A 21,490-nucleotide genomic window follows, 5' to 3' on the forward strand; every position below is an offset into this window, starting at 1 on the left:
AGCCCCTGGGGCCGCTATCAGCTCAGACCGACCACTTCTCGAGCAGCTTTTCAGGCCCGAGCGAGTCGTAGCCTTCGAAGGGCTGGTGAATCCAGGGATTGGTCGCGAGGTATTCGACCGAGTAGTCGGGCGTAAACGTCGACAGCGCCTTGGTCCAGAGCACGGCGCTGCGCAGCTCGGTAATCGGTGCGTAGTTGTTGCGCAGCATGTCCATCACCGCATGCAGCGTGTGCCCCGAATCGGCGAGGTCGTCGACCAGCAGCACCTTGCCGGCGATCTCGCCCTTGGGCGTGGTGATGTAGCGGGCGATGTCGAGGTGGCCCTGCACCGTGCCGGCGTCGGCGCGGTACGAGCTGGTCGACATGATGGCGAGCGGCTTGTCGAAGATGCGCGAAAGCACGTCGCCCGGACGCATGCCGCCGCGCGCAAGGCAAAGAATGGTGTCGAACTCCCAGCCCGACTGATGCACCTTGATCGCGAGCTTCTCGATCAGGTTGTGGTACTCGTCGTAGCTGACGTAGAGATGTTTGCCGTCTTCGGTCAACATGGTCTGGTTCGTTCCTGTTCAGTCGGCAAGATAAGGGTGGCGCATCATGATCGTGTGATCGCGGTCGGGGCTGGTCGACACCATATGGATCGGCACGCCCGTGATCTGCTCGATGCGCTGCAGGTAGAGCCGCGCATTGACGGGCAGCTTGTCGTACTGCGTGACGCCGACGGTGCTTTCGCTCCAGCCTTCGAGGGTTTCGTAGATGGGCGTGCAGCGTTCGATTTCGTCCGCGCCCATCGGCAGGATGTCGGTGATCTCGCCGTCGAGTTCGTAGCCGGTGCACAGCTCGAGCTTTTCGAGGCCGTCCAGTACGTCGAGCTTGGTGATGCACAGCCCCGAGAGGCCGTTGACCTGCGCCGAGCGCTTGAGCAGCGCGGCATCGAACCAGCCGCAGCGGCGGCTGCGGCCCGTGGTCACGCCCTTTTCAGCGCCCACGGTGCTCATGTGATAGCCGGGCGTGCCCGGCGTCGCCCAGTCGAGCTCCGTCGGGAACGGACCGCCGCCCACGCGCGTGCAGTAGGCCTTGGTGATGCCCAGGATGTAGTGCAGCATGCCCGGGCCCACGCCCGAACCGGCGGCGGCATTGCCGGCCACGCAGTTGCTCGAAGTGACGTACGGGTAGGTGCCGTGGTCGACGTCGAGCAGCGTGCCTTGCGCGCCTTCGAACAGCAGGTTGGCGCCGGCCTTGTGCGCGTCGTTCAGTTCGCGCGACACGTCGGCCATCATCGGCTTGAGCAGTGCCGCATGGCGCATGGCCTCGTCGAACACTAGGTCGAAGTCGATGGCGGGCGCGCCGAGCACCTGGGTCAGCACATGGTTGTGCAGGTCGAGCAGCACGCGCAGCTTGGTGGCAAAGCGTTCGGGGTGCTTCAGGTCTTGCACGCGCAGCGCACGGCGGGCAATCTTGTCTTCGTAGGCCGGGCCGATGCCGCGGCCGGTGGTGCCGATCTTCTCGACGCCACCCTTTTCGCGGTAGGTCTCGCGCGCGATGTCGAGCGCGGCATGGAACGGCAGGATCAGCGGGCAGGCCTCGCTGATGCGCAGGCGCGAACGCACTTCGACGCCGGCTTTCTCCAGGCCTTCGATTTCCTCGAAGAGCTTGGCCGCCGACAGCACCACGCCGTTGCCGATGTAGCACTTGACGCCCGGGCGCATGATGCCGCTCGGGATCAGGTGCAACGCGGTTTTCACACCGTTGATGACCAGCGTGTGGCCCGCGTTGTGGCCGCCCTGGAAGCGGACCACGCCCTGGGCGCTTTCCGTCAGCCAATCGACCAGCTTGCCCTTGCCCTCGTCGCCCCACTGGGTACCGACGACGACCACGTTTCTTCCGGTGGTTACGCTCATGCTCGTTCCATTACTTCAAAAATTCAGATGGCTCGGACTTGCCACTGCCCTGCTTGCTCGACGAGCTCACGGTCGCAATGGAATTCATCGATTTCGCTGCCGTGGCCGGGCAGTACGCAGACCACGGTTTCGCCGGCCTTGCGCAGTCCCGCAATGGCCTGGCGCAGGCCGGCGGCGTCGCTCCACGGTGCGCGGATGGCAGCGCGCAGCGGCCGTGCCGGCAGCACGCCGACCAGCTCGCGCACGTCGAGGCTGAAGCCGACCGCGGGGCGGTTGCGGCCGAACACGGCACCGACTTCGTCGTAGCGGCCGCCGCGCACCAGCGCATCGGCCGCGCCCGGCACATAGATGCCGAAGCGCATGCCGCTGTAGTAGGCATAGCCGCGCAGGTCGGCCAGGTCGAAGCTGATCTGCCGCCCCGAATCGCCTTGCAGGCTGTCGGCAAGCTGCTTCAGTCCGGCGAGCGCCGCGCTGACGGCGGGGGTGCCCTTGAGGGCCTTGGCCGCCTCGTCGAGCACCGAGGCATCGCCATACAGCTGGACCAGCGCGCGCAAGCCGTCGCGAGATGTCGCCGGGAAGTTGCGCGTGAGCGCATGCAGCTCGCTTGCATCCTTGGCAACGAGGGCCGCATGCACGCGCGCCAGCACCGAGGCATCGACCGGCACGCCGGCAAACAGCGCCCGCACGATGCGTGCGTCCGCCAGGTCGACGATCAGGCCATTGCCAATGCCGGCCGCCTGAAGGCAGTCGAGTGCCAGCAGCAGGGTTTCGGTGTCGGCTTCGAGCCCGGCATGGCCGTAGATTTCGGCGCCGAACTGCAGCGGCTCGCGCGTGGCGTGCGGCCGATCCGGGCGGGTATGGAGCACAGGGCCGCAGTAGCACAGGCGGGCCACGCCCTCGCGGTTCAGCAAGTGGGCGTCGATGCGCGCCACCTGGGGGGTGGTGTCGGCACGCAGGCCCATGCTGCGGCCGGAGAGCTGGTCGACGAGCTTGAAGGTTTGGAGGTCGAGCGCCTCGCCGGTGCCCGACAGCAACGACTCGAGGTGTTCGAGCAGCGGCGGCATCACCAGCTCGTAGCCATAGCCACGGGCGGTATCGAGCAGCTGGCGTCGAAGTTCTTCGATGTGGCGCGCCTCGGAAGGCAGCACATCGGCAATGTGATCCGGGAGGACCCAGGCGGACATGGGGATCGGGGGCGTGGTTAAACCGGGATTCTACCGGGACCAGCTACCCCAAAACCCAAAGGAGGAGCAAACCCAGCAAGATGCTGCAAAGTCCGAAGAAACGCAGCTGACCGTCGCGCAGCTGCATCAGCTGGCCGAAGCCGCGCCGCCACCTGCCCGGCGACACGAAAGGCAGGATGCCTTCGATCACCAGCACGAGCGCCAGCGCGCTCCAGAAGATCTCGGCGCTCACGACGAAGCCGGCCGCCGGATCAGCGGCGCGGCGCGTTGCCTGCTGGCGTGCCGGCGCTCTGCATGGCGCGGAAGAAGTCGGACGACGGATCGAGCACCATCACGTCGCTCTTCTTGTTGAAGCTCTGCTTGTAGGCTTCGAGGCTGCGGTAGAACTGGGCGAACTGCGCATCGCGGCCAAAGGCCTCGCTGTAGGCGGCGGCCGCCTGGGCATCGCCCTCGCCCTTGATCTTCTGGGCATCGCGGTATGCGTTCGCCACGATCACTTCGCGCTGGCGGTCGGCGTCGGCGCGGATCTTTTCGCCTTCGGCAAAACCGGTCGAACGCAGCTCGTTGGCAACGCGCTTGCGCTCGGCCTCCATGCGGCGGTAGACCGATTCGGTGATTGCTTCCACATAGTCGACACGCGTGATGCGCACGTCGATCACGTCCACGCCCCAGGGCTTGGCGCCCTTCACCACGGCCAGTACTTCGCGCTGCACGTCGGCCATGAGGGCTTCGCGGCGCACGGAGATCAGGTCGCGCACGGTGCGCTTGTTGATGTTTTCCTGGAAGGCGTTGCGAACCACGCGATTGAGCTGCGTGGCGCCGGCGCTCTCGTCGAGGCCGACGTTGCGGATGTAGGCCTGCGGATCGGTGATGCGCCAGCGCACATACCAGTCGATCACCACGCGCTGCTTCTCGGCCGTGAGCATGGGCTCGGTGTCGAGGCTGGACAGCGTGAGCAGCCGCTTGTCGATGTACGAGACGTTCTGCAGCGGCGGCGGCAGCTTGAAATGCAGGCCCGGCTCGGTAATGACCTGCTTGATCTGCCCCAGGGCGTACACCACGCCGAACTGGCGCTGGTCGACCACGAAGAGGGTCGAGCTCAGCAGCACCAGCAGCACGAGGATCGACGAGGCGATGAATCCGATTCTGTTCATGTTCTTCTTAGCCTTTTCAACGCACGTCGCGGTCGCGCGAACGGCCGTCGCGGGCACGGTTGTCGCCGGCGGCAGGGGCCACGGGAATCACCGAGGACTGGGCGGGCGCGGTACCGGCCACGCTGGGGCTGGCTGCATCGACGGGCGTTGCCTGGTTGTTGCCGCTCGCCTGCATGAGCTTGTCGAGCGGCAGGTACAGCAGGTTGGAGCCTTGCTTGGTGTCGACCAGCACCTTGGTGGTGCTGGCGTAGATCTGCTGCATGGCGTCGGTATACATGCGGTCGCGCGTGACCTGCGGTGCCTTCTGGTATTCGGCCAGCACGGCGGCGAAGCGGCCGGCATCACCTTGCGCCTGCGCGACGATGCGCGCCTTGTACGCCTCGGACTCTTCCTTCAGGCGCGATGCGGTACCCGTTGCACGCGGCACCACGTCGTTGGCATAGGCCTGGGCTTCGTTCTTGGCGCGCTCGCGTTCCTGTCCGGCCTTGAGCACGTCGTCGAACGCGGCTTGCACCTGCTCCGGCGGTCGCACGCCGCCCTGCTGCAAGTTGATGTTGACCACCTCGACACCAACCTTGTAGCGGTCGAGGATGGTCTGCATCAGCGTACGCACGCGGGGCGCGATCTGGTCGCGCTCCTCGGCCAGGGCCGCATCCATCTTCATCTTGCCGACCACCTCGCGCACGGCGGTTTCGGCCACCTGCACCACGGTTTCGGTGGGCGACTTGCTTTCGTACAGGTAGGCGCGTGCGTCGCTCAGGCGGTACTGCACGGCAAACTTGATTTCGACGATGTTCTCGTCTTCGGTCAGCATGGCGGACTCGCGCAGGCCGGTCGAGCGCACGATGGCGTCGCGGCCCACATCGGTGGAACGGATCTGCGTGACCACGACCACTTCGTGGCGCTGGATCGGGTAAGGCAGGCGCCAGTTGAAACCCGCGCCCACGGTCGCCTTGTAGCGGCCGAACTGGGTAACCACGGCCTGCTGGCCTTCGTTCACGATGAAGAAACCGGTACCCAGCCAGATGAGAACGGCCACGATGGCCACGAGGCCGATGCCGAAGCCTGCATTCTTCATGTCGGGCCTGTAGCCGTTGCCGCCGCCATCGTTGCCGCTCGGGCGATTGCCGCCGCCCTTGCCGCCGAAGAAGCCGCCCAGCTTGCGATTGAGGTCGCGCCAGAGCTCGTCCAGATCCGGCGGCCCCTGATTGGGGCCCTGCCCGCGAGGGCGGTTGCCGTTGTTCTGGTTGCTGTTGCCCGAAGGCGGGGGCGTCGGGGCGCCCGGTGGGTCTGCGTCGGGAGGTCGGTTGCCGGTCGGGCGGTCGCCGTTGGATGCGGGCTCATCGCCACGCCCCCACCGGCCATCGTTCAGGTTGAACATGCCCAGAAACCCTCTCCACGCTGGCTTTGCATTCATTCGCTTCGTTCTCTTGTCAGTGGCGGGATTGTGCCCAATCAATTGGCGGTATCGTGCAATTCAGTGTCGGCCTCTGGGGTCATCGTATCGCCCACGGAACCCGACCGGCGGGCCAGCTCGGCCCGCAGCAGGGGAACGCCCTCGCCGCTTCGCGCGCTCAGGAAGATACGCGGGACCTGCACGCCGTCGACTTCCATCTCGTCCTGCAGATGCAGCGGATGTTGTGCGGTTTCAAGGGCGTCGAGCTTGTTGAACACCAGAAGCTGCGGAACGGCATCGGCCCCGATGTCGCGAAGAACCGATTGAACCTCGGCCATCTGCTCGGGGAAATGCGGGTTGGAGGCATCCACCACATGCAGCAGCAAATCGGCATCGACCGCCTCTTGCAAGGTGGCCTTGAACGCGTCGACCAGGCCGTGAGGCAGGTCGCGAATGAAGCCGACGGTGTCCGAAATGGAGACTTGCCGGCGGGCGTCGCCCAGGTACAGGTTGCGCGTGGTGGTGTCGAGCGTTGCAAAAAGCTGGTCGGCTGCATACGCGCGGGCCTTCACCAGCGCGTTGAACAACGAAGACTTGCCCGCGTTGGTGTAGCCGACGAGCGAGATGTTGAAGGTCTCGCGGCGCTCACGCTGGCGGCGCTGCGTTCCGCGCTGCTTCTGCACCTTGGCGAGGCGCTCGCGTGTGCGCTTGATCGACTCGCTGATCATCCGGCGATCGAGTTCGATCTGCTTTTCGCCGGGGCCGCCGCGCACACCCGCACCACCCGTCTGGCGCTCCAGGTGGGACCAGCGGCGAACCAGGCGCGTGCTGAGATATTGCAGCCGCGCCAGTTCGACCTGCAGCTTGCCCTCATGGGAGCGGGCCCGCTGCGCGAAGATTTCGAGAATGAGGAAGGTGCGGTCGTACACCGCCACATCGAGCTGACGCTCGAGATTGCGCTGCTGCGCGGGGCTCAGCGACTGGTCGAAGATGACCTCGCTGGCCTGGTGCATCGCAGCCAGTTCCTTGATTTCATCGGCTTTGCCGCTTCCGACGAAGAGCGCTGCGTCGGGCGCCTTGCGCTTGCAGATGAGTCGGGCGACAGGTTCCAGGCCCGCGGTCTGCGCAAGCAGGCCGAGTTCCTCGAGTTCGCTGTCGAAATGGGGCAGCCCGAAATCGACGCCGACGAGAACGGCGGCGCCTTCCTGGCGGGAGTTCAGTTCAGACAAGCGGGATCAAATATGGAAAAAGCGCGGCGGTGGATACCGCCGCGCTCCGCGCGATCAGGCTGCGGCGTCGTCGTTCTCGGCAGCCGAGAAGTTGACGGCACGACCCGGCACGATAGTGGAAATGGCGTGCTTGTAGACCATTTGTGTCACCGTGTTGCGAAGCAACACGACGTACTGGTCGAAAGACTCGATCTGGCCCTGCAGCTTGATACCGTTCACCAAATAAATGGAGACCGGCACATGCTCGCGACGCAGGGTGTTCAGAAACGGGTCTTGTAGAAGTTGCCCTTTATTGCTCACGATATTCTCCGTGTTCAAGAGTAGTTGTTGGAGAGATGACCTTAACACAGCGTTTCTGCGCCGCAGCAGGCGGGGTCAAAAGCCTTTGAAAAATAACGTCTCTCAAAAGGCGGAACTTCCGGCGCAGCCGCAGCTCATTGGCTGCCATCGGTCGGCAAGCGCGCTCAGTCGTCCTTGTCCGCAAAGGGATTCTGCGAGCTTTTGAACTGGATGCGCAAGGGCGTGCCCACGAGGTCGAATTCCTTGCGGAAGCGCCCTTCGAGAAAGCGCTTGTACGCCTCGGTCACGTGCTCCAGCGAATTGCCGTGGATGATGATCACCGGCGGATTCATGCCACCCTGGTGCGCATAACGCAGCTTGGGGCGGAACATGCCCGCGCGCTTGGGCGACTGGAACTGCACCGCCTCCAGCAGCAGCCGGGTCAGCACGGGCGTGGACATCTTGCGGGTGGCCGACTTGTGGGCCTGCGCAATCGCCTGCCACACCGGGCCGAGACCCTGGCGCTTGATGGCCGAGATGAAATGCAGCGATGCGAACTTGAGGAACGGCAGGCGGGTTTCGATCTGGCGCTGAATCTGCTCGCGCTGATAGCTGTCGACCGCGTCCCACTTGTTGATGGCAATCACCACCGCCCGCCCGCTTTCGAGGATGTAGCCGGCAATGTGCGCGTCCTGGTCGGTCACGCCCTGCGTGGCATCGAGCAGCAGCAGCACGACGTTGGCCGATTCGATGGCCTGCAGCGTCTTGACCACCGAGAACTTCTCGATCGCCTCGAACACCTTGCCCTTGCGGCGCAGGCCAGCCGTGTCGATGAGCTCGAAGCGCTGGCCGTTGCGCTCGAACGGCACCGAAATGGCGTCGCGCGTGGTGCCCGGCATGTCGAATGCCACCAGGCGCTCTTCGCCAAGCCAGGTGTTGATCAGCGTGGACTTGCCCACGTTGGGCCGCCCGGCCACGGCCAGCTTGATCGGCTTGTTGACATCGTCTTCGTCGGCGTCGTCTTCGGGATCCGGCAGGTTGAGCGGCGCGAGGGCCAGCTCGACCAGGTCGCGCATGCCCTGCCCGTGCGCGGCGGAAACGCCGTGCACGTCGCCAAAGCCCAGTTCGTAGAAGTCGACGAGCTTGGTGCCGTCGTGCATGCCTTCGGCCTTGTTGGCCGCCAGCACGCACGGCTTGCCGAGCCTGCGCAATTCGTTGGCAATGTCGTGGTCTTGCGCCGAAAGGCCTTCGCGCGCGTCGACCACGAAGATCACCACGTCGGCCTCGGCCACGGCCTGCCGCGTCTGCTTGGCCATTTCCTTGTAGATGCCGCTGCCGGCATCGGGCTCGAAGCCGCCGGTGTCGATCACGATGAACTCGTGCTTGCCCAGGCGGCCGTTGCCGTAGTGGCGGTCGCGCGTGAGCCCCGCAAAGTCGGCAACGATGGCGTCGCGCGTCTGCGTGAGGCGGTTGAAAAGGGTCGACTTGCCGACGTTGGGACGCCCGACCAGGGCCACGACCGGCTTCATGGCCGGCCTTTCATTGGCGCGGTTTTCATGAGCGGGCCTTCGAGAAAGTTATTCAGGGCGATAGCCAAACACACCGCCGTTGGCCGTCACGACGACAACCGTATTGCCGGCCATCACCGGGGTTACGCCAATGGCGGAGCCGTCGGGCGTGACGCGATTGAGCAGTGCGCCGTCTTCGCGCGAGACGAAGTGCAGCGTTCCGGTGCTTTCGCCGATGACGAGCGAACGCCCCACGGCCAGCGGGCCGGTCAGGACGCGGTTCCTGAAGCGGGTCGATTGCCAGGCGCGCTCGCCGTCGGCGCGGCGCCAGGCCGTGACGCTGCCGTCCGATTCGGTGCCGTACACAAAGCTCTCGTCACCGCTCACGCCTTCGGCGCCGGAAGCCGGCTTGGTCCAGAGCAGCTGGCCGCGAACGGTGTCGACGCAGCCAACGTTGGCGTAGTAGGCCCGGGCGCAGACGATATCGCCGACGCGGCTCACGCTACCGGTCAGGTCGACCAGGCGCTCGACGTCGTTGGTGCCGCGCGGCGCGGCAATCGGCGCTTCCCAGCGCGAGGTGCCGTTGCCCGGGTTCATGCCGACCAGGCGGCCGCCGATGCCCGACACCAACGTATCGCCCACCGCAATCAGCACGCCCGATTTCTTGAGCACGAGGTTTTCGGCGGTGCGCTGCTGCAGCCACAGGCGGCGGCCGCTCTGGCCGTCCCAGGCGCTGATGCTGCGGTCGGCTGTTTGCACGAAGACACGCCGGCCAGCCACCAGCGGTGCGGTAAAGGCCTGGGCCGAGAGGCGCTGCTTCCAGAGGACCTTGCCGCCTTCGATGGCGACCAGTTCATTGTCGGCGGTGACGACGGCGGCCAGCGACCCGTCGCTGCCGACGCCTGCCGCCAGCTTGGCGCCGACGTTGCCGCGCCAGGTTTCGCGCCCGGCACGGGCATCGATGGCCACCACGGTACCGTCGGTACCTGCCACGGTCACGATGTCGCCGCTGACATCGACCGCGAGCGGGAAGCTCACGGCCGGGATGCGCACGCTCCAGGCCTGCCGGACCCCGAACAGGCCCGGGTTTGGCGGCAGTTCGGCGGGCTTGGGCTTGCTGGTGCCCGAGCAGGCAGCCAGCATTGCTACCAAAACAATAGTCGAACCCGCACGCAGGACAGACGACTCAGGCATGAAACGCTTGAAATTCATAATGCGATGCGATCAGGATTTTTGGGGGGCTGCCGGCGTGAACGTGATCACGGGTGCCAGGCTTTTCGGATCGACGCCGGAGGCATTGAGCTTGAATTCGACGAGACGCCGGTAGTCGGACGTCGCGCCAAGACCGGTCCAGGCCTTGCGGTATTCGGCTTGCGCTTCGTTGCGCTTGCCCTGGGCCATGTAGATATCGCCCTTGCGATCGGCCACGAGAGGCTCGAATTCCTTGGGCACATCGCCAGAGAGTTGCTTCAGCGCTTCGTCGTACGACTTGCTGTCGAGCAGCTCGGCCGCCAGCCGGAGCTTGGCAACCGCCTTGTAGCCCGGATCGACAGCGCTTTCGGCGACCCAGCCGAGGGCTGCGCGCGAAGCGTCCAGATTGCCCTTCTCGTACAGCGCCTTGGCGGCGAGCAGGCCGGCCTGCTGCGCATAGGCCGTCTTGGCGAAGCGTTCCTTCATGTCGGCCAGCACGCGCTGGATGCGTTCCACGTCGCCGGACTGCGCGCTGCGCTCGACCTCGTCGTAGAGCGCCGCGGCCTGCGCCGCCTTGCTGCGCTGGAAATACTGCCAGCCGTTCCACGCCACGAAGGCTCCGGCCACAAGCAATACCACCCAGGTGATCAGGGTGCCGTAGGTGTTCCAGAAATGCTTGAGCTGGTCGAGCTGTTCCTGTTCGTCGAGATCGAGATGGGTTGCCATGCGTATCAGGTGTTGGGAGCCGGCGATTGTAGGGTGGCGGCCCAGGTGGCCACTTCGGCAAGAGCGCGGGCGCTCTGCGCACCGCTTCCGTCGCGCAACGACTTGAGAGTCACTTCGCCGCGCGCAAGTTCATCGGCGCCGAAAATCAGGGCGTAAGTGGCGCCGCTGGCGTCGGCTTTCTTCATCTGCGCTTTGAAGCTGCTGAGCCCGTCCGCAGTGGCCGCATGCATCTGCACGCTGACACCCGACTCACGCAACTGCTGCAGGGTACGCAACACCACGGGCATCGACGCGGCGTCGGGCACCACGGCATAGGCATCGGGCGCGGGCGCGGAAACCTCGGCGCCCTGCTCCTTCAGCAGATCGAGCACCCGTTCGATGCCCATTGCCCATCCCACGGCCGGCGCCGGCTTGCCGCCGATCTGCGCAATCAGGTCGTCGTAGCGGCCGCCTGCACACACTGTGCCCTGCGACCCCAGCCGGTCGGTCACGAACTCGAACACGCTGAGGTTGTAGTAGTCGAGACCACGCACCAGACGCGGATTGATCGTGAACGCCACGTCGTTGGCCTTCAGGATGGCTTGCAGTCCCTCGAAGTGCGCAAGCGATTCAGCCCCGAGAAAGTCGATCAGCTTCGGTGCCGATTCGACCACGTCCTTCATCGCCGGATTCTTGGTGTCGAGAATGCGCAGCGGATTGCTGTGCAGGCGCCGCTTGCCGTCTTCGTCGAGCTTGTCGGCATGCTTCTCGAAATGGGCAATGAGCTGGGCGCGGTGCAGCGCGCGCTCGGCGGGTTGGCCCAGGCTGTTGAGTTCGAGCCGCACGTCGGTCAAGCCAATGGCCTTCCACAGCGCGTTGGCCAGCAGGATCAGCTCCGCGTCGACGTCAGGGCCTGCAAAGCCCAGGGCTTCCGCGCCGATCTGGTGGAACTGCCGGAACCGCCCGCGCTGCACGTTCTCGCGGCGGAACATCGGCCCGGTGTACCAGAGCCGCTTGGGGCCTTCGTACAGCATGTTGTGCTCGATTACGGCGCGCACCAGTCCGGCCGTGTTCTCGGGGCGCATGGTCAAATGTTCGAACTTGCCGTGCTTGTCGGCGCGATCTTCAAAGGAGTACATCTCCTTCTCGACGATGTCGGTGACCTCGCCAATGCCGCGCACGAACAGGGCCGTGCGCTCCAGGATCGGCGTGCGCACGTTGCGGTATGCAAAGCGCCCCATCAGGTCGCGCACGGTGGCCTCCAGCCACTCCCAGCGCGCCGATTCGGGCGGCAATATGTCGTTCATGCCTTTGACGGCATTCAATTTTTCAGCCATGAGTCTGCGGAGGTGTCAGGCCACGGCGGCGCGTTCGCCGCCAAAGCGCTTTTCAATGTAGGTTTCGACGAGTTGGTGAAACTCGTTGGCGATATTGTCGCCGCGCAGCGTGAGGGCCTTTTCGCCGTCGATGAAGACCGGCGCGGCGGGTGCCTCGCCGGTGCCGGGCAGGCTGATGCCGATGTCGGCATGCTTGCTCTCGCCGGGGCCGTTGACGATGCAGCCCATGACGGCCACCTTCATCGTCTCGACGCCCGGATATTTCGTGCGCCAGACCGGCATCTGCATGCGCAGGTAGTCGTCGATCTGCTTGGCGAGTTCCTGGAACGTGGTGCTCGTGGTGCGGCCGCAGCCCGGGCAGGCCGTCACGCTCGGCACGAACACACGCAGGCCCAGGGCTTGCAGGATTTCGTTGGCGATCAGCACCTCTTGCGTGCGCGACTCGCCCGGCTGCGGCGTGAGCGACACGCGAATCGTGTCGCCGATGCCCTCTTGCAGCAGGATCGAAAGCGCCGTGGCCGAGGCCACAGTGCCCTTGGTGCCCATGCCGGCTTCGGTAAGGCCAAGGTGCAGCGGGTATTCGCAGCGCTTGGCGAGCTCGCGGTACACCGAGATCAGGTCTTGCACGCCGCTCACCTTGCACGACAGGATGACCTGGTTGCCGGCCATGCCCATCGACTCGGCCAGCTTGGCGGACTCGATGGCCGAGGTGATCAGCGCCTCGTACATCACCTGCTTGGCGTCCCAAGGTTCGGCGCGCTGGCTGTTGATGTCCATCAGGCTGGCAAGCAGTTCCTGGTCGAGGCTGCCCCAGTTCACGCCGATACGCACGGGCTTGTTCCACCGCATGGCCGCATCGATCATCTGGCCGAACTGGCGGTCGCGCTTGTCGCCCTTGCCCACGTTGCCGGGGTTGATGCGATATTTACTCAGAGCCTCGGCGCAGGCCGGATAGTCGGTCAACAGGCGGTGCCCGTTGTAGTGAAAGTCGCCGATCAGCGGCACGTCGATGCCCATGCGGTCGAGCTGCTCGCGGATGTAGGGCACCTGGGCCGCGGCCTCGGGCGTGTTGACGGTGATGCGCACCATCTCCGAACCCGCGGTGGCGAGCTCCTTCACCTGGATGGCCGTGCCGATGGCGTCGACCGTGTCGGTGTTGGTCATGGACTGCACCCGCACGGGAGCGTCGCCGCCCACCGTGACGGTGCGCGCGCCCCAGACCACCTGGGCCTGGCGCGAGCGGCGCGCCTTCGGCGCTGCCGATTCAATGGGTTGAGGAGTGCAGTCGCTCAAGATGTCACCTCGAAACGCGCCACGCCGCCACCGCGCGTGACCGGCTTCAGATCGTAGGGCTTTCCGCGCACTTGCACATCGACCGCCGATGCGCGCCCGACCACCACCGACAGCGGCAGCGCGCCAGACAATCCGACGGTTTCGCCCGCTTGCACGATGCGGCGCAGCAACTGCTTGCCGCCGGCCTCTGTCACAGTGATCCAGCAGTCTTCGCGCGCGACGAAGACAAGGGGTTGCACACCACTGGCAGCAGGTGCTGCAACTGTTGCGGCCGCGTTGGCCGCGGGCAAGGCCGTAGCGGATGGCGCACCCGGTGCGGCAGGTGCGACCGGCGTTCCGGGCGCCGCCGCGGTCGCGGGGCCAGGTGCCGCAGGCGGTACGGGCGACACCGGCGTGTTCTCGACCACGGAGGCTCCGCCTGGCGCCGCTGCAACCGCAGGCGCCTCGGTGACCGAACCTGTTTCGGTTTCGCCACGCGCCGTCCAGCGCGAGACGGCGGCACCGACCTGGTCGAAAGCCGACTGCGGCAGCCAGAACAGCACCGCTGCCCCCACCAGCAGCAAAGCGACGACGATCAGCAATGCGCGAGACGGAAGACCGTTGGAGCGGCTGCCGTTCCAACGCGGCGTGCCGGAAACGATGTTGCTCTTGAGCGTGCGGTCGGCCGTTGCCAGCGGTGCGCGCTGCGCTCCCGGCAGCTTTGCCAGCACGGGAGCGGCATCGATGCGCAAGGCGCGGCAGACGCTGCTTGCCAGGGCACGCGCAAAGACCGGGTCGGGCAGCGAATCGATATCGTCCGCCTCCAGCGCCATGAGCTTCTGCGGCGGCACCTTCAGAGCCGCGGCCACCATTTCGATATGCAGGCCATGGGCCTCGCGCGCCTCGCGAAGCATGTCGCCGGCCGTCTTGTGCGTGATGTCGCCTTCCTCGAGCGGCAGTGCCGCGGAAGTGCCGAACTCCGAAACCCGTTCAGTCATTGAAATTCCCGCGCTCGTACGCTATTGCCTCCCGGGACTGCGGAAAGCGCCGTTGCAGTTGCCCTCCCAACTGCGCAACTGCCTCGCGGTTGTTGAGCCGTCGTTCGATCTTGATGCCGAGCCACAGCGTCTCGGCGCTGGCCGAAGGACTGTTGTTGACCCGGCGAATGTAGAACTGCGCACGCGACCATTCCTCGCGTTGCGCCAGCAGTGAGGCCAGGTTGAATCCGACCACCGGATTGCCGGCATCGATCTCGTAGGCCTGCATCAGGCTGCGCTCCGCCTCCGGACGCTGTCCGGCCCTGAGCTCGCAGACGCCTTGGGTCATGAGCGTCTTGGCGCGGTCGGTGTAGCTCGGCACCGCGAGCGCAGCGCTGAACTGCTGGGCCGCGTCGCCATAGCGGTTCTGCTGGCACAGCAGCCAGCCGTAGTTGTGCCGCACATTGGGATCGCGCGGGTTGATGGCGATGGCGCGCCGGAAGCTGTCTTCGGCCATACCGGCATCGTCGAGCCGCATGTAGACCAGGCCCCGCAGGCTGTAGGCATCCGCGTAGTTGGGGTCGGCGACCAGCGCCTGCTTGATTTCGTCGAGCGCGACGGTGTTCTGGCCATGCTCGAAGTAGCCCGAGGCCAACTCCAGCCGCAGCCGCGCGCGGCGCTGGCGGCTGCTCTCATCCGACTCGGTAACGATCTCCGCGCCCTTGCCCGAGCTGGTGTCGGCCAGGCTGGTGGTGGTGGTCCGCGTGTTGACGCAGCCCCCGAGCAGAAACGCCACGGCCACACCGGCAAAGCTTGCAGCCAGCAGCCGCTGCGCGCTCGCGGTGGTCATCGGAAAGGCCATGCTCATTGAATCAGTGCTCCTGGGGGGTGGTCTTTCGAACCGGATGCAAAACAACAGGCCGCTCCGACACGGCACGGCGCTGGGCCATGCGTTCGGCGGCGCGCGTGCGGTCCTTCACGTCGCCGGCCAGCTGTCCGCAGGCCGCGTCGATATCGTCGCCGCGCGTCTTGCGCACGGTGGTCACAAGGCCCGCCTCGCTCAGCGTCTTGGCAAATGCCAGCACCCGCGGCTGCGGCGAACGCAGCAGGCCCGAGGCCGGAAACGGGTTGAACGGAATCAGGTTGAACTTGCAAGAAATGCCATGCGTGCGAACGAGTTCCACCAGTTGCCGCGCATGCTCGGGCTGGTCGTTCACGCCGTCGAGCATGCAGTACTCGAAGGTGATGAAGTCGCGCGGCGCATGCGCCAGGTAGCGCTTGCAGGCCTCGATCAGTTCTGCAATGGGGTACTTGCGATTGAGCGGCACCAGATCGTCGCGCAACGCATCGTTGGGCGCGTGCAGCGACACGGCCATGGCCACCGGGCAATCGGCGCCCAGGCGGTCGATCATCGGCACCACGCCGGAAGTCGACACGGTCACGCGGCGGCGCGACAGCCCATAGGCGTTGTCGTCGAGCATGGTGCGCAGCGCCGGCACCAGCGCCGAGTAGTTCTGCAGCGGCTCGCCCATGCCCATCATCACCACGTTGGAAATGACGCGCTCGTCGCGCTTCAGGTGCTTGCGCAGGAAGTGCTCGGCAAACCACAGCTGGGCGACGATTTCGCCCGTGCTCAGGTTGCGGCTGAAGCCCTGGTGCCCCGTGGAGCAAAAGCGGCAACCCACCGCGCAGCCGGCTTGAGACGACACGCACAGCGTGCCGCGGTCGTCTTCGGGAATGAATACGGCTTCGACGGCATTGCCGTCGCCGACGTCGAACAGCCACTTGATCGTGCCGTCCTTGGATTCGTGCTGCGTGAGAACCGTGAGGGCCTCGACGCGAGCGGTGGTGGCGAGCTTCTCGCGCAGCGACTTGGCCAGATCGGTCATCTGGGCAAAGTCGCTGGCGCCACGCTGGTGGATCCAGCGGAACAGCTGCGTGGCGCGGAATCGCTTCTCGCCGAGCTTTTCGCAGAACGCAGCCAGCCCCTCGAGATCGAATTCGAGCAGGTTGGCCGTGGTCATGAAATCAGCCGGGATACGGCTTCAGCGTGCGTAGACGTTGAGGCCGGCGAAGAAGAAGGCCACTTCGTTCGCTGCGGTTTCGGGAGCGTCCGAACCGTGCACGGCGTTGGCGTCGATGCTGTCGGCGAAGTCGGCGCGAATGGTGCCGGCGGCTGCCTTCTTGGGGTCGGTAGCGCCCATCAGGTCGCGGTTCTTGGCAATTGCGTTCTCGCCTTCGAGCACTTGCACGAACACGGGGCCGGAGATCATGAACTCGACGAGGTCCTTGAAGAAAGGACGCTCCTTGTGGACCGAGTAGAACTGCTCGGCTTCATTGCGCGAGAGGTGCACCAGCTTGGCGGCGACGATCTTGAGGCCGGCAGCTTCGAAGCGGGAAACGATCTTGCCGATGACGTTCTTTGCAACGGCGTCGGGCTTGATGATGGAGAGGGTACGTTCGATAGCCATTGAAGTGCTTCCTGAGCTTTGATTTTGAAGTGTTTTGTCACGGCTGCAACGAATATGTTGCACTCTACGGCGACAAAGCCTCTGATTTTAACCGGCGCAGCCCGGGGCCTTGGTGAAAACCCCGCGAAAGGCTGCGCTTGGCGGCTGGGTTTCAGCGTCCGCGGCGGCGATTGCCACCCGGGCCGCCCTGCCCGCCGAAGCCGCCGCCTGCCGGACCTCCGCCGCCGCGGCGGCCGGGGCCCTGGCGCTGCTCCTTGCGCTGGCGCGAGAAACTGTCGGCGCCGATGTAGCCGAGCGAGGTCTTCATCGGATCGGGCTGGTTCGCGCCGCTTGGCGGACGCTCCTCACCCTGGCGGTTGCCACGATTGTTGTTGTTGCCGCGGCGCCCTTGCGGCGGCATGCCTGCGTTACCGCCGCCGCCACCGCCCCGGTTGCCACGCCCCCCGCGCTCACCGCGCGGCGGCCGGCCGTCGCCGAGCGGGTTCGGAATGGGCGCTTCGCGGCCGTCGTCGCGCATGTCGCGGGGCTGCTGCTGTGCGACGCCGGCGTTGCGGTTGTTGCCGCGGCGCTTCTTGTTGCGCCCGTTGCGGCCGCCTCCGGCACCGGGACCGTCTTGCCCCCCCGGCCCGCGTTGCTGCTGCGGGCGCGGCGCGCCGCCGCCGGATGCCTGGAACAAAGCGCTGATGTCGCGCTCGTCGAGCTCCATCCAGGCGCCGCGCTTCAGCCCGCGCGGAAGCACCATGGCACCGTAGCGGATGCGGATCAGCCGGCTGACCGCGTGGCCGACCGATTCGAACAGGCGCCGCACTTCGCGGTTGCGGCCTTCGGAAATGGTGACCCGGTACCAGCAGTTCGAACCTTCGCCGCCGCCCTCTTCGATGGTGCCGAACTGGGCCATGCCGTCGTCCAGGCGCACGCCTTCGAGCAGCTTCTTCTTTTCTTCGGCGCTGAGCGCGCCGAGCACGCGCACGGCGTATTCGCGCTCCAGGCCAAAGCGGGGATGCATCAGCTGGTTGGCCAGATCGCCGGAGCTGCTGAACAGCAGCAGGCCTTCGGTGTTCAGGTCGAGCCGGCCGACCGATTGCCACTTGCCCTGTTGCAGCCGCGGCAGCTTGCGGAACACCGTCGGGCGGTTCTGCGGGTCGTCGTGCGTGACGACCTCGCCCACAGGCTTGTGATAGGCGATGACGCGCGGCGGAGGCGGCGCGATGCGGTAGCGAATGGGCTTGCCGTTGATCTTGACCTGGTCGCCGTACTGGATGCGCTGGCCGATGTGGGCCGGCTCGTTATTGACCGAGATGCGGCCCTGGAGAATCAGCGCTTCCATTTCGAGCCGCGAGCCCAGGCCGGCCTGGGCCAGCACTTTGTGCAGCTTGGGCGAGTCGGCCTCCGGCAACAGCACGCGCTTGAGCGGCGGGACTTCGGGGCTTTCCTCGTCGGCGTCGAACTGACCGGAAATGACGTCCGCGAAACGGATCGGCTCGGGCGGCAGCGCATTGCGCTGCTCGCGCTCGGCGGCACGGCGTGCGCGGTCGAGGTCGTCTTCTTCCTCGTCGGGCTCGTCTTCCTCTTCTTCGTCGTCGTACTGGCCTCGAGCGCCCTCCTCTTCACGGCGCTCGTCGCGCTGTTCAGCTGCTTCAACCGGGGCGGGAGCCTTGACGGGAGCGGCAGGGGTTGGCGCCGAAACGGGAGCCGCTACGGGGGCCGCCTCAGCGACGGCTTCGATCACCGGCTCAGGGCTTTCCACGGGTGCTGCCGCGGCTTCGCCCTCAGCAGCCGGCTCTACGGTCTTCTTGCGGCGCGGGGCACGCTTTTTCTTGGGAGCTTCACTCTCGCCGGCAACTGGAGCGGATGCATCGGCATCGGCATCCGAAGAAGGGCTGGACACTTCCGTGACCGACTCTTTTTTTTCTGATTCGGGCTGGACCGGCACGATTGCCGCGTCGTCGGAGTCGGAGGGGCTCATGAGGTTTTTCCGGGAGAAACAGCGTGGGGATCGGTCTCGTCGGGCGACGGGACTTCTTCGGATTCGAGCGCAACGGAAGGCTCGGCTTCGTCGGGGCTGGGGATTTCCGAAGGCTCTTCGGGCGAAGCCGCATCTTCGGCAAATTGCGCGGCAGCGGCATCGACCGCTTCGATGGCTTCGATGGCTTCGGTCGCATCGAGCACTTCGGCGTGCGCCTCGGCGGACTGCGACTCTTCTTGCGCCTGATTTTCCGTTGCCTCGGGACTCTCGGCACCGGGCAGGGTCAATTCTGCTTCGAGCGCCGCGTCCGTCGCAGCGGACGCGTCGGCATCGGATTCGCCCGCAATTTCCATCGGCAGGCCGGGCTGGTTGCCCGAGGCCTGGTCCAGCGCATCGACCAATGCCGCCTGCTGGGCTGGCGTCTCGATCAGCGGCAACTGGTCCAGCGAGGCGAGGCCGAGATCGTCGAGAAACTGCCGCGTGGTGGCGTACAGCGCCGGCCGGCCGACGGTTTCGCGGTGTCCGATCACCTCGACCCAGCCTCGGTCCTCGAGCTGCTTCAAGATGAGGGAGTTGATGGTAACGCCGCGAATGTCTTCCATGTCGCCGCGCGTAACCGGTTGGCGGTAGGCAATGATGGCAAGCGTTTCGAGGGCGGCCCGCGTGTAGCGCGGCGGTTTCTCGGGGTGCAGGCGATCGAGGTGGTCGCGCATCTCGGGCCGGCTTTGAAAGCGCCAGCCGCTGGCGACGTTCACCAGCTCCAGGCCGCGTTGCGCCCAGTCTTCCTGCAGTTCAAGCAACAGCACCTTGATGGTGTCCACGCCCAGCTCGTCGTCGAACAGCACGCGCATGTCGCGCACTGGCAGCGGCTGGCTCGAACAGATCAAGGCGGTTTCTAGAATGCGCTTGGCATCCGCCGTATTCATGGTTCGCGTTATCCGGGAAAAGGCGTCTGTTGGACGCTGGCTCACAGGGATGGAAGGAGTAGGCGTTGCCGGCACGCGGCGAGTGCAACGCAAGGCCGGCATCGAGTGGCCGGCGCGGCCCTCGGGCCGTCAGGCGCGATTGTAATCCAGCCCCCAGGTCTGCAGCGCATGAACAAGATCGGCCGGCGGAAGGGAGCGAAACTCCAGCGGCGCCTGCGTGACCGGGTGCATGAACGCCAGCCTGAAGGCGTGCAGCGCCTGCCGCTCCAGCCCGGCGGCGGGCGCGCCTCCATAGAGCGCGTCGCCAACCAGCGGATGCCCGATGGACGCCATGTGCACTCGAATCTGGTGGGTTCGGCCGGTTTCGAGCGTGCACCGCACGGCACAGCCCTGCGCATTGCTGTCCAGCCGCTCGATGAGGGTACGGGCTGTCTTGCCCGCGTGGCGCTCCAGATCGACCACCGCCATGCGCAAACGGTTGCGCGGATCGCGGCCAATGGGCGCGTCGACCTGCCGGGCGGCTGCACCGGCCCAGGGCTTGTGCCCGACGGCCAGGTATTGCCGCTTGACCTCGCGTGCGGCAATCAGCGCCACCATGGCGTCCATGGCAGCCCGAGTCCGCGCCACCACCATCAGCCCGCTGGTGTCGCGGTCGAGCCGGTGCACGATGCCGGCGCGCGGCAGCAGCGAGGCCTTGGGGTCGAGCGCCAGCAGCCCGTTCAGGAGGGTGCCGCTCCAATGGCCCGGCGCCGGGTGCACCACCAGGCCCGCCGGCTTGTCGATGATTCGCAGGTGCTCGTCCTCGTGCACCGTCACGATGTCCATGGTCTCGGGCCGGAACGCCTGGCTTTGCGGCGTGGGCCGCAGTTCGATGCGGCCGGCCTGCCCGGCGCGCACCGTGGCGGACGGCTTCAGCACCGTGCGCCCTTCCAGCTCCACGGCCCCGGCTTCGATCAGCTGTTGCAGATAGTTGCGAGAAAATTCCGGCACCAGGACGGCCAGCGCGCGGTCCAGCCGCTGGCCGTGCTCGGCGGCCCCCACGGCAAAGGGCCGCAGCTCGCTGGATTCGACCGGGTCGGCGCTCTCGTCGGCCTCGGCTGTTTCAGGCACCAGGTCGAGAGGGTCGGTCGATATAATTGAAGGCAACTGTTTCACGAAAGCCGTATGTGATGTTTCGCGCCAAATTATCGGTCCCCTCCTGGATCGCGCTCAGCGCAGCAGCGCTGCTTGCAGCCGGCTGCTCCTCCACCCCCACCGCCGACAAGACGGCGAGCTGGAGCCCCAACCGCATTTATGCCGAAGCCAAGGACGAAGCTGGCTCCGGTGCCTACGACAAGGCCGTGCCCCTGTACGAGAAGCTCGAAGGCCGCGCCGCCGGTACGCCGCTCGCACAGCAAGCCCAGCTCGAGAAGGCCTATGCGCAATACAAGGCGGGTGAAAAGGCCAACGCCGTTTCCACGCTCGACCGCTTCATGAAGCTGCACCCGGCGAGCCCGGCGCTCGACTACGCGCTGTACCTGAAGGGCGTGATCAACTTCAATGACGACTTGGGCATGTTCTCGTTCCTGACACGGCAAGACCTGTCCGAACGCGACCAGAAGGCGGCCAAGGAATCGTTCGAGTCGTTCAAGGAGCTCGTGACGCGCTTCCCCGCATCGCGCTACGCCCCCGACGCGCGCCAGCGCATGAACTACATCGTGAACTCGCTCGCGCAGTACGAAGTGCACGTGGCACGCTACTACTACTCGCGCGGCGCTTACCTCGCGGCCATCAACCGGGCGCAGCTTGCGCTGTCCGACTACCGCGAAGTGCCCGCACTCGAGGAAGCGCTGTACATCATCGTTCGCTCCTACGACGCGCTCGGCATGAAGGACCTGCGCGACGATGCCCAGCGCGTGCTGACCACCAACTACCCGCAAAGCGAGTACCTGGCCCGCGGTTTCAAGGGCAAGGACGATCCGTGGTGGAAGGTCTGGTAAGTCGATAAAGAACAAAGCC

21 protein-coding genes are annotated in these 21,490 nt (G+C 65.9%); 1 reads left to right on the plus strand and 20 read right to left on the minus strand.

The features are described 5' to 3' along the window. Nucleotides 1-22: 22 nt before the first annotated feature. The 20 genes from V9L20_RS06725 to V9L20_RS06820 form a co-directional block, all read right to left on the minus strand. Complete coding sequence (locus tag V9L20_RS06725; protein WP_258505861.1) at nt 23-547, minus strand: phosphoribosyltransferase; 525 nt, start codon at nt 545-547, stop codon at nt 23-25. A gap of 18 nt (nt 548-565) precedes the next feature. Then, the gene (locus tag V9L20_RS06730) at nt 566-1,897 is read right to left on the minus strand and encodes an adenylosuccinate synthase (protein ID WP_258505860.1); all 1,332 of its coding nucleotides are present in this window, start codon (nt 1,895-1,897) and stop codon (nt 566-568) included. Between the two features lie 23 nt (nt 1,898-1,920). Next, nucleotides 1,921-3,081 (minus strand): ATP phosphoribosyltransferase regulatory subunit, encoded by a 1,161-nt coding sequence (locus V9L20_RS06735; RefSeq protein ID WP_337295974.1) that lies wholly within the window; start codon nt 3,079-3,081, stop codon nt 1,921-1,923. 43 nt (nt 3,082-3,124) lie between these two features. Continuing rightward, nucleotides 3,125-3,313 carry a DUF2065 domain-containing protein gene (locus V9L20_RS06740; RefSeq protein ID WP_337295975.1) on the minus strand — a complete coding sequence of 63 codons (189 nt, stop codon included), beginning with the start codon at nt 3,311-3,313 and terminating at the stop codon, nt 3,125-3,127. Nucleotides 3,314-3,332: 19 nt separating this feature from the next. Then, complete coding sequence (gene hflC / locus V9L20_RS06745; RefSeq protein WP_126747289.1) at nt 3,333-4,235, minus strand: protease modulator HflC; 903 nt, start codon at nt 4,233-4,235, stop codon at nt 3,333-3,335. A gap of 16 nt (nt 4,236-4,251) precedes the next feature. Beyond that, nucleotides 4,252-5,616 carry an FtsH protease activity modulator HflK gene (gene hflK / locus V9L20_RS06750; RefSeq protein WP_337296127.1) on the minus strand — a complete coding sequence of 455 codons (1,365 nt, stop codon included), beginning with the start codon at nt 5,614-5,616 and terminating at the stop codon, nt 4,252-4,254. A gap of 74 nt (nt 5,617-5,690) precedes the next feature. Continuing rightward, complete coding sequence (hflX, locus tag V9L20_RS06755) at nt 5,691-6,860, minus strand: GTPase HflX (RefSeq protein WP_337295976.1); 1,170 nt, start codon at nt 6,858-6,860, stop codon at nt 5,691-5,693. A 54-nt stretch (nt 6,861-6,914) separates the two neighbouring features. Next, nucleotides 6,915-7,160 (minus strand): RNA chaperone Hfq, encoded by a 246-nt coding sequence (hfq, locus tag V9L20_RS06760; protein ID WP_012747311.1) that lies wholly within the window; start codon nt 7,158-7,160, stop codon nt 6,915-6,917. 164 nt (nt 7,161-7,324) lie between these two features. Then, nucleotides 7,325-8,668 (minus strand): ribosome biogenesis GTPase Der, encoded by a 1,344-nt coding sequence (gene der, locus V9L20_RS06765; protein WP_337295977.1) that lies wholly within the window; start codon nt 8,666-8,668, stop codon nt 7,325-7,327. A gap of 48 nt (nt 8,669-8,716) precedes the next feature. Further along, entirely contained in the window at nt 8,717-9,859 is a 1,143-nt protein-coding gene (gene bamB, locus V9L20_RS06770) for an outer membrane protein assembly factor BamB (RefSeq protein WP_337295978.1), read from the minus strand. A 12-nt stretch (nt 9,860-9,871) separates the two neighbouring features. Then, complete coding sequence (locus V9L20_RS06775) at nt 9,872-10,564, minus strand: YfgM family protein (protein ID WP_337295979.1); 693 nt, start codon at nt 10,562-10,564, stop codon at nt 9,872-9,874. 5 nt (nt 10,565-10,569) lie between these two features. After that, nucleotides 10,570-11,880 carry a histidine--tRNA ligase gene (hisS, locus tag V9L20_RS06780; protein WP_337295980.1) on the minus strand — a complete coding sequence of 437 codons (1,311 nt, stop codon included), beginning with the start codon at nt 11,878-11,880 and terminating at the stop codon, nt 10,570-10,572. A gap of 15 nt (nt 11,881-11,895) precedes the next feature. Further along, a complete protein-coding gene (gene ispG / locus V9L20_RS06785) occupies nt 11,896-13,173 on the minus strand; it encodes a flavodoxin-dependent (E)-4-hydroxy-3-methylbut-2-enyl-diphosphate synthase (RefSeq protein ID WP_337295981.1) in 1,278 nt (425 codons plus the stop codon). Beyond that, on the minus strand, nt 13,170-14,150 hold the full coding sequence (locus V9L20_RS06790; RefSeq protein WP_337295982.1) for a helix-turn-helix domain-containing protein: 981 nt from the start codon (nt 14,148-14,150) through the stop codon (nt 13,170-13,172). The genes ispG and V9L20_RS06790 overlap by 4 nt, the downstream gene beginning before the upstream one ends. Then, complete coding sequence (gene pilW / locus V9L20_RS06795) at nt 14,143-14,997, minus strand: type IV pilus biogenesis/stability protein PilW (RefSeq protein ID WP_258505848.1); 855 nt, start codon at nt 14,995-14,997, stop codon at nt 14,143-14,145. The genes V9L20_RS06790 and pilW overlap by 8 nt, the downstream gene beginning before the upstream one ends. Before the next feature lie 4 nt (nt 14,998-15,001). Next, nucleotides 15,002-16,153 (minus strand): 23S rRNA (adenine(2503)-C(2))-methyltransferase RlmN, encoded by a 1,152-nt coding sequence (rlmN, locus tag V9L20_RS06800; RefSeq protein ID WP_337295983.1) that lies wholly within the window; start codon nt 16,151-16,153, stop codon nt 15,002-15,004. Between the two features lie 21 nt (nt 16,154-16,174). Next, a complete protein-coding gene (gene ndk / locus V9L20_RS06805) occupies nt 16,175-16,600 on the minus strand; it encodes a nucleoside-diphosphate kinase (RefSeq protein WP_258505846.1) in 426 nt (141 codons plus the stop codon). Nucleotides 16,601-16,751: 151 nt separating this feature from the next. Then, nucleotides 16,752-18,566, minus strand: coding sequence for a pseudouridine synthase (locus V9L20_RS06810; RefSeq protein ID WP_337295984.1), 1,815 nt, complete (start codon nt 18,564-18,566; stop codon nt 16,752-16,754). Further along, entirely contained in the window at nt 18,563-19,492 is a 930-nt protein-coding gene (gene scpB, locus V9L20_RS06815; RefSeq protein WP_337295985.1) for an SMC-Scp complex subunit ScpB, read from the minus strand. Before scpB ends, V9L20_RS06810 begins: the two co-directional genes overlap by 4 nt. 129 nt (nt 19,493-19,621) lie before the next feature. Continuing rightward, nucleotides 19,622-20,605, minus strand: a complete 984-nt coding sequence (locus tag V9L20_RS06820; RefSeq protein WP_337296128.1) for an RluA family pseudouridine synthase — start codon at nt 20,603-20,605, stop codon at nt 19,622-19,624. A 56-nt stretch (nt 20,606-20,661) separates the two neighbouring features. Here V9L20_RS06820 and V9L20_RS06825 point away from each other — a divergent pair, with 56 nt between their 5' ends. After that, nucleotides 20,662-21,471, plus strand: coding sequence for an outer membrane protein assembly factor BamD (locus V9L20_RS06825; RefSeq protein ID WP_126747276.1), 810 nt, complete (start codon nt 20,662-20,664; stop codon nt 21,469-21,471). Nucleotides 21,472-21,490: the final 19 nt, after the last annotated feature.

The sequence above is a fragment of the Variovorax sp. CCNWLW225 genome (genome assembly GCF_037204045.1).
Classification (GTDB): domain Bacteria; phylum Pseudomonadota; class Gammaproteobacteria; order Burkholderiales; family Burkholderiaceae_C; genus Variovorax.

Bases quoted from the DNA above. Each gene is read 5' to 3' on its own strand.
- V9L20_RS06725 (WP_258505861.1), bottom strand. From the start codon at position 547: ATGTTGACCGAAGACGGCAAACATCTCTACGTCAGCTACGACGAGTAC.
- V9L20_RS06730 (WP_258505860.1), bottom strand. From the start codon at position 1,897: ATGAGCGTAACCACCGGAAGAAACGTGGTCGTCGTCGGTACCCAGTGG.
- V9L20_RS06735 (WP_337295974.1), bottom strand. From the start codon at position 3,081: ATGTCCGCCTGGGTCCTCCCGGATCACATTGCCGATGTGCTGCCTTCC.
- hflC (WP_126747289.1), bottom strand. From the start codon at position 4,235: ATGAACAGAATCGGATTCATCGCCTCGTCGATCCTCGTGCTGCTGGTG.
- hflK (WP_337296127.1), bottom strand. From the start codon at position 5,616: ATGTTCAACCTGAACGATGGCCGGTGGGGGCGTGGCGATGAGCCCGCA.
- der (WP_337295977.1), bottom strand. From the start codon at position 8,668: ATGAAGCCGGTCGTGGCCCTGGTCGGGCGTCCCAACGTCGGCAAGTCG.
- bamB (WP_337295978.1), bottom strand. From the start codon at position 9,859: ATGAATTTCAAGCGTTTCATGCCTGAGTCGTCTGTCCTGCGTGCGGGT.
- V9L20_RS06775 (WP_337295979.1), bottom strand. From the start codon at position 10,564: ATGGCAACCCATCTCGATCTCGACGAACAGGAACAGCTCGACCAGCTC.
- hisS (WP_337295980.1), bottom strand. From the start codon at position 11,880: ATGGCTGAAAAATTGAATGCCGTCAAAGGCATGAACGACATATTGCCG.
- V9L20_RS06790 (WP_337295982.1), bottom strand. From the start codon at position 14,150: ATGACTGAACGGGTTTCGGAGTTCGGCACTTCCGCGGCACTGCCGCTC.
- pilW (WP_258505848.1), bottom strand. From the start codon at position 14,997: ATGAGCATGGCCTTTCCGATGACCACCGCGAGCGCGCAGCGGCTGCTG.
- rlmN (WP_337295983.1), bottom strand. From the start codon at position 16,153: ATGACCACGGCCAACCTGCTCGAATTCGATCTCGAGGGGCTGGCTGCG.
- ndk (WP_258505846.1), bottom strand. From the start codon at position 16,600: ATGGCTATCGAACGTACCCTCTCCATCATCAAGCCCGACGCCGTTGCA.
- V9L20_RS06810 (WP_337295984.1), bottom strand. From the start codon at position 18,566: ATGAGCCCCTCCGACTCCGACGACGCGGCAATCGTGCCGGTCCAGCCC.
- scpB (WP_337295985.1), bottom strand. From the start codon at position 19,492: ATGAATACGGCGGATGCCAAGCGCATTCTAGAAACCGCCTTGATCTGT.
- V9L20_RS06825 (WP_126747276.1), top strand. From the start codon at position 20,662: ATGTTTCGCGCCAAATTATCGGTCCCCTCCTGGATCGCGCTCAGCGCA.